A 6,335-nucleotide genomic window follows, 5' to 3' on the forward strand; every position below is an offset into this window, starting at 1 on the left:
GAAGGTCGCCTGGACGCCCTGCGGCCCGGAAATCTCGATGCGCGGTCGCGGCTAGGCTGTCCGGCCGGTCCCCCCAACCTGCCCCGCGCCCGCCTAGCCGGCGTAGCCGAACAGGCGCGGCAGCCACAGCACCACGTCGGGCGTCACCACCAAAACCAGCAAGGCCAAGACCAGAATGGCAAGGAAAGGCCAGATCTCGCCGATCATCTCGGACAGGGGGATGCGCGTGACGGCATTGATCACAAACAGCAAGATGCCATAGGGCGGGGTGATCAGCCCGATCATGCAGTTGATCACCGCGATCACGCCAAAATGCACAAGGTCGATCCCCAGATCGCGGCATGCCGGCAAGAACAGCGGGATGATCACAAGAATGATCGTGGTGGCGTCCAGTACGCAGCCCAGCAGCAACAGCACCACCATCACGCCCAGCAGAAACTGGGTTGCCGAAACGTCAAGACCTACAAGGCTTTGTGCGACAAGCGCAGGAATGTTTTCCGAGGCGACGACATAATTCAGGATCAGCGCGCCCCCGATCACCAGACCCACCGCCGCCGAGGAGCGCGCGCTTTCGACAAGGATTTGCACCAGCGCGCGCAAGGTCAGCGCGCGATAGACCAGCACCGACAGTAGCAGCGCATAGAAGGCGGCAACGGCGGCGGCCTCGGTCGGCGTGGTGACACCGCCATAGATCCCATAGAGCAGGATCGCAGGCATCAGCAGCGCTGGAAAGGCCTTGACCGTGCGCGCCGGCAGTTCGGTTAGCGGGACGGGGCTTTCCAGCGCAAAGCCTCGGCGATGCGCGATCCAGGCGTTCATGATCATCAGCACCGCGCCCATCAGCAGACCCGGCACGATCCCGCCCAGAAACAGATATCCGATCGAGGTGTTTGAGATGAGCGCGTAAAGCACCATCGGGATCGACGGGGGAATGACCGGCCCGATGGTGGCCGAGGCTGCCGTGATGGCCGCAGCATAGCCACGGGGATATTGCCCGCTTTTGGTCATCATCCCGATGATGATCTTGCCAATCCCCGCCGCATCCGCCACGGCCGAGCCCGACATGCCCGAAAAGATCAGCGAGCAGACAATGTTGACATGTCCAAGTCCGCCGCGAAAGCGGCCGACAAGCGCCACGCAAAATCCCAAAAGCCGGTCCGAGATGGTGCCTGCGTTCATGATATTGGCGGCCACGATGAACAGCGGGACCGCCAGAAGGATGAAACTGGCATACATCCCGTCCATCATGACTTTGCCCGCGATTCCGATGCCTTGGCCATCAACGGCCAGATAGGCAAAGGATCCGATCAGGATGGCATAGGCGATGGGCGCGCCAAGGGCGGAAAGCCCAAAAAGCACTACCAGACAGGCAAGAAAGGCCATGCTCATGCCGTGGGGCCCTGATCGCTGACGCCGTGGCGGAAGGCGCGCCAGACCCCCCATGCGTAGCGCAGGCCCACGGCGCCCAGAAACACGACGTAAACCGCATAAATGTCGCGCATGCGGATCCAGTCACCCAGGAGCGGCGCCAGTGTTGCCGTTTTTTTCAGCCGAAGGATGTGAAACTTGTCCCACGTGGGCCCGATCGACGCCAAAAGCCCGATCGCAATGGCCAGCCCGGCCGCGATCGCAAACCATCGACGCAGCCGTGGCGATACCGCAAGATAGAGAATGTCAAAGCGCACATGGTCCTGTTCGCGAACGACAAAGGCATTGCCCCAGAACACCAGCCAGACCCACAAAAGCAGGCAGAACTCTAGCGTCCAGCCATAAAGCGACGGATCCAGGGCCGGCAAATGCTCGGCCAGACCCGGCAGCCGCGCAGAGTAGCGCACCGTGATCTGCAACACAAAGGTCAGGAACATCGCAGCCATCAAGGCTGCGGCGACGCCTTGGGCTGCGCGCGACAAGGTGGTGGTCAGGAATGTCATGGCATGTCCGGCAAAGGCAGGCAGGAAAGGGCGGCGTAAGGCCACCCTTTCCCCTCAGACGGCGAACTAGTTCCCCAGCGCGTTGATCTTCTCAAGAACGCCCGCGGGCCACGACTTGGCGAAATCCGACCCGATATACTGGGCCTGCACATGCTCACGGAAGGCCTTGAGGTTGGGCTCGTAAATGTCCAGCCCTTGGGCCTGCAGGAAGGCGACCAGCTCTTCTTCCTTTGCAAGCTGCTTTTGACGTCCGCTTTCGGCGGCCGCCTCGGCGGCCTGCTGCACGACCGCTTGTTGGGCGGGGGTCAGCTTGTCCCAAACTGCCTTGGAAAAGGCGATGTAGTTCAGGTCAACCAGATGCGAGGTCAGCGCGACCTGCTTTGTCACTTCAAAGAACTTGGCATCGACCACGGTGGGCAGGGGATTGTCCTGACCATCGACGGACCCGGTCTGCAGCGCCGTGTAGATCTCGGTAAAGGCCATCGGCGTGGGGTTGGCGCCAAGCGCACGGCCAAGGAACTGCCAAGCATCGGTGCCGGGCATGCGCAGGTTCACGCCGGCTAGGTCTGCCGGAGTCATGACGTTGCGCTCGGCCCGAGACTGGCGAAGGTTCACATGCCGCCGGCCCAGATACATCACGGCCAAGAGCTTGACGCCCAGTTCGTCTTCGACCTTTTTCTTGAACGGGTCCATCAGCGGATCGTTGAACACGGCCACCTGATGGGCGGCGCTCTGGTGAACATAGCCGGTGGCGAAGATCGAAAACTCGTTGAAGAACTGCGCCAGTTCCTGCGCCGAGGTGATCGACATTTCCAGATCGCCCGAGGCAATGGCCTCAAGCTCAGCGTTTTGGGCGATCAGCGAGGCGTTGTAGTGGGGCACGTAGGTCGCGAAGTCGGCAACCGCCGGGGCAAAGACCGAGGCCAACGCGATCGTGCGCTGATCTGTCTCAGAGGCCGGGGTGGACATGCGAAGCGTGATCTTGTCCTGCGCACGGGCTGGCGTGGTAAGAGCTGCAAGCGACAGCGCAAGCGCCACGCGGCGGGTTATCTTTATGGTCATTCTTGGTCCTCCTCTGTGTTTTTGGATCCGCTCGCTCATGCTTGCGGGTTTGTCCCGCTTGTGGGTGATCAAAGTCCTAGCGCGCGCCGATTGGCGCATTCAATATGGGCCTGAAGCGCTAGGACGGCCGCATTCGCATCGCGTGCCACCAGCGCATCGATCACCCGAAGGTGCTCATCTAGTACAGAAACTGCCAGTTCTGGCAACATCCGCGTGTCCGAGTTGCGGATCAGCCTGATCTTGATCGCATTGACGCGGTGAATGCCAGAAATAATGCGATTTCCCATGAAATCGACGATCTGATCATGAAAGGCCCAGTCGATGCGCTGGGCCGTTTCCAACACGTCCGGGGTGATACCTTGCAACGCGCGCACGCGCACAGCCCGGTGCTCTGCGGCGATTTGGCCAAGCATGTCCGACGGGGCTTGGGCGCAGAAAACGCTGATCGCCGCGCTTTCGATGATCAGGCGAAGCTGAAAGGCATTACGGACCAGTTCCAGATCAAGCGTGAGAACCTGCAAGCCCCGCTTGGGAACGGTGCGGATCAGCCCGTCGGCCTCAAGCCTCGGGATCATCTCGCGGATCGCGCCCAAGGGCATGCCTGTCAGTTCCATCAATTCGCGCTGCGAAACGATCTGGCCGGGCGCGATATCCCTTGCCAGCAGGCTTTTGGTAAAGCTGGAATAAGCGTGATCGCGCTGGCGATTCTCGGCGATGCTAAGCACGCGCGCGCGCCTTTTGCGCGATCGCCAGAATCTCGGCCCGCTGGTCATCCCGCAGCACCGCAAGTGGGCTGCGCACCCGTTCCCATCCGGCGTGGCCCGTCGTCTGCGCCATGATCAGCTTGAGCGCGGCAATGAAGGGGCGCGAGACGATCACATCCACCTCTTGCGTCAGGGCGGCATCTTCGTGCCTAGTGTCGTAGATCGCGCGCATCCGGGCCGGGTGCAGGTTCGCCATCCCGCAGATCGACCCGATTGCACCCAATGGCATCGCCCGATGTAGCAGGCGCTCGTCTCCGATCATGACGGGAATGCCGCCATGCTCCAGGAGGCGGCGGCTGTTGTCCCAATTGCCAGAGCTGTCCTTGATCGCCAGAACGCGCTCGGGGAAGGCCGCCTTTAGCCCGGTGACCAGATCAAACGACAACGGCACCGAGGTGACTTGGGGGATGTGATAAAGCACAAAGCGCGCGCGCGCATCTGCCCTTTCGAACAGGGCGCGGTGCCACTCAAGCAGGCCCGCGTCGGTGGGACCCGGAAAGTAGAACGGCGGCAGCAGCAAAAAGCGCGAGACCCCGAGCGCAAGCGCCTGATCGATCTGCGCCACAACATCGCCAAGCGCCGTGGCGCACAGGCCCATGAAGATCCGATCGCCCGAAATGCCCGCAGCGGTTAATGCCGCCAGTGCCGCACCGCGTTCGGCCATCGCGATGGACGCGCCTTCGCCGGTGGTGCCAAACAGCGTGACGCCATGCGCGCCTTGTTCAATGACATTCGTGGCATGGGCGGCAAGGCGGGGCAGGTCGATCGCCCCGGTTTCGGTAAAGGGCGTAAGCAGCGCCACGGAAATGCCGGAAGGGGTCATGTCAACCTCGGGTCAAGGGTGGAAAGCTCTGGCAAAATCACCCGTGGTTGGTTGACTGTCAAGCTGACATGTCAGACCCTGCCCAGCAGCGGCCAAGGAGCATGCGCGCGATGACAAAGGTGGTTTGTGGCGGGCTGATCACGGTCGATCTGCTCTTTGATGTGCCCGGGCATCCGGATTTGGGGCAAAAGGTGCGCGCCCAGTCCAGTCGGATCGAGCCGGGCGGCGGGGCGCTGATCGCAGCCTCTGCAATCGCGGCGCTGGGCGGGCGGGCGGCGCTGGTGGGTGCTGTCGGGGATGATTCGCTGGGCGATCTTGTCCGGTCTTCCTTGGCCGCACGGGGGATCGATGCCGGGCTTGTGCAAAGCATGCGCGGCCTTGCCACAGCACGTTCGGCTGTGCTGATCGCCCCGGATGGCGACCGGACAATTATCAACCATCGCGACGACGCTCTGTTTTCTGCGCACGTCACATTGCCAACGCCGATGGGGTTTGACGCCGTGCTGGTTGACACGCGCTGGCCTGCCGGGGCGGCGGCGCTGCTGCGTGCGGCGAAAGCGGCCGGAAAACCCGCCGTGTTGGATGCCGAGGCACCCGTTCAACTGGCCGCCGAAGCCCTTTGTCACGCCAGCCACGTTGTGTTTTCCGAGCAGGGATTGTGCGACTATACCGGGACCTGCGACGCACCGGCGCTGGCCTCGGCCGCTGCGCATCTGGGCTGCTTTGTCGCGGTGACCCGCGGGGCGCGGCCGGTCTTGTGCCACGGCCCCGAGGGGGCCTTCGCGGTTGATGCCTTCGCGGTGCGGGCGGTGGACACCTTGGGGGCTGGTGACGTCTGGCATGCAGCCTTCACGCTGGCGCTTGGCCAAGGGCAGGCCAATACTGCGGCGGTGCGTTATGCCAATGCAGCGGCGGCGCTGAAGGTCGCGCGAAGGGGGCACTTCCCAACGGCCGCCGAGGTTGATGCGCTGCGGGCGCTCGGTGGCGATCCCACCGACGCCGGGGTCATAGGATGAACGCGACCCTGCCGCCTTGAACGCGCCCGAAGGCGAAGGGGCGCCCCCGGGCGGTGCCAGATCGCGTGCTTGGGCCGCCCGGCGGGCTAGACCTCGGCGTCGCGCAGCAGTTCGGCGCGCAGCCACCCCAAGTCCAGTGGCTGGCCTGCGAAATGGGCCCAAGCGTGAACGCCTTGCCAAAAGAACAGTTCATAGCCCGTGAACACGGACAGACCGGCCGCCCTTGCGTCTTGCAGAAATTGTGTCTCGACGGGGGTGTAGACGGCATCAAAGGCCCAGACGGCCCCGTGCAGGGACGTGGCTGGCAGCGGCGTGCCGCCATGACCGACCATGCCGACGGGGGTGCCGTTCAAAACGCCGGTCGCACCGCGCGCGGCCTCGGTCGCCCCCCCGGCGCAAACCCTGATTTCGGTTGCACCCGCCACAGCGCGCAGATCGGCCGCCAGCGCCAAGGCCTTTGCTTCGTCGCGATCGACCAGCCGGATCTCATCGGCGCCCAAGGCCACCAGCCCGAAGGCCAGCGCACGCCCGACGCCCCCCGTGCCGATCAAGCAGACAATTCCCGGCGCGGCGCTCTGACGCGCCCCCCGATAGGCCTCGATAAATCCGCTATGGTCGGTGTTGAAGCCTTCAGGCCCCCCGGGCTGGAACAATACCGTGTTGACAGCGCCAATCTCCCGAACCAGCGGATCGGCAATCAGAACTTTGGCCGCGGCGCGTTCTTTGTAGGGATAGGTGA

Annotated in this window: 7 protein-coding genes; 1 reads left to right on the forward strand and 6 read right to left on the reverse strand. The window is 63.4% G+C overall.

Annotated features, from left to right (window positions below):
• Window positions 1–93 precede the first annotated feature (93 nt).
• From Q0094_RS13555 to Q0094_RS13575, 5 genes are all read right to left on the reverse strand, one after another.
• Window positions 94–1,389 (reverse strand): TRAP transporter large permease, encoded by a 1,296-nt coding sequence (locus tag Q0094_RS13555; protein ID WP_297620630.1) that lies wholly within the window; start codon window positions 1,387–1,389, stop codon window positions 94–96.
• The gene (locus tag Q0094_RS13560; RefSeq protein WP_297620633.1) at window positions 1,386–1,931 is read right to left on the reverse strand and encodes a TRAP transporter small permease subunit; all 546 of its coding nucleotides are present in this window, start codon (window positions 1,929–1,931) and stop codon (window positions 1,386–1,388) included. The genes Q0094_RS13555 and Q0094_RS13560 overlap by 4 nt, the downstream gene beginning before the upstream one ends.
• 66 nt (window positions 1,932–1,997) lie before the next feature.
• Complete coding sequence (gene dctP, locus Q0094_RS13565; RefSeq protein ID WP_297620636.1) at window positions 1,998–2,993, reverse strand: TRAP transporter substrate-binding protein DctP; 996 nt, start codon at window positions 2,991–2,993, stop codon at window positions 1,998–2,000.
• Window positions 2,994–3,061: 68 nt separating this feature from the next.
• The gene (locus Q0094_RS13570; RefSeq protein ID WP_297620639.1) at window positions 3,062–3,718 is read right to left on the reverse strand and encodes a GntR family transcriptional regulator; all 657 of its coding nucleotides are present in this window, start codon (window positions 3,716–3,718) and stop codon (window positions 3,062–3,064) included.
• Window positions 3,711–4,580, reverse strand: coding sequence for a dihydrodipicolinate synthase family protein (locus Q0094_RS13575; protein WP_297620642.1), 870 nt, complete (start codon window positions 4,578–4,580; stop codon window positions 3,711–3,713). Before Q0094_RS13575 ends, Q0094_RS13570 begins: the two co-directional genes overlap by 8 nt.
• Before the next feature lie 110 nt (window positions 4,581–4,690).
• Here Q0094_RS13575 and Q0094_RS13580 point away from each other — a divergent pair, with 110 nt between their 5' ends.
• Window positions 4,691–5,596, forward strand: coding sequence for a PfkB family carbohydrate kinase (locus Q0094_RS13580; RefSeq protein ID WP_297620645.1), 906 nt, complete (start codon window positions 4,691–4,693; stop codon window positions 5,594–5,596).
• An 86-nt stretch (window positions 5,597–5,682) separates the two neighbouring features.
• Here the strand turns inward: Q0094_RS13580 and Q0094_RS13585 are convergent.
• Window positions 5,683–6,335, reverse strand: a 653-nt coding sequence (locus Q0094_RS13585; RefSeq protein WP_297620647.1) for an NAD(P)-binding domain-containing protein, incomplete at its 5' end; no start/stop codon positions are given.

The sequence above is a fragment of the uncultured Roseicyclus sp. genome, assembly GCF_937892565.1.
GTDB lineage: Bacteria > Pseudomonadota > Alphaproteobacteria > Rhodobacterales > Rhodobacteraceae > Roseicyclus.

Bases quoted from the DNA above. Each gene is read 5' to 3' on its own strand.
- Q0094_RS13555 (WP_297620630.1), bottom strand. From the start codon at position 1,389: ATGAGCATGGCCTTTCTTGCCTGTCTGGTAGTGCTTTTTGGGCTTTCC.
- Q0094_RS13575 (WP_297620642.1), bottom strand. From the start codon at position 4,580: ATGACCCCTTCCGGCATTTCCGTGGCGCTGCTTACGCCCTTTACCGAA.
- Q0094_RS13580 (WP_297620645.1), top strand. From the start codon at position 4,691: ATGACAAAGGTGGTTTGTGGCGGGCTGATCACGGTCGATCTGCTCTTT.
- Q0094_RS13560 (WP_297620633.1), bottom strand. From the start codon at position 1,931: ATGACATTCCTGACCACCACCTTGTCGCGCGCAGCCCAAGGCGTCGCC.
- dctP (WP_297620636.1), bottom strand. From the start codon at position 2,993: ATGACCATAAAGATAACCCGCCGCGTGGCGCTTGCGCTGTCGCTTGCA.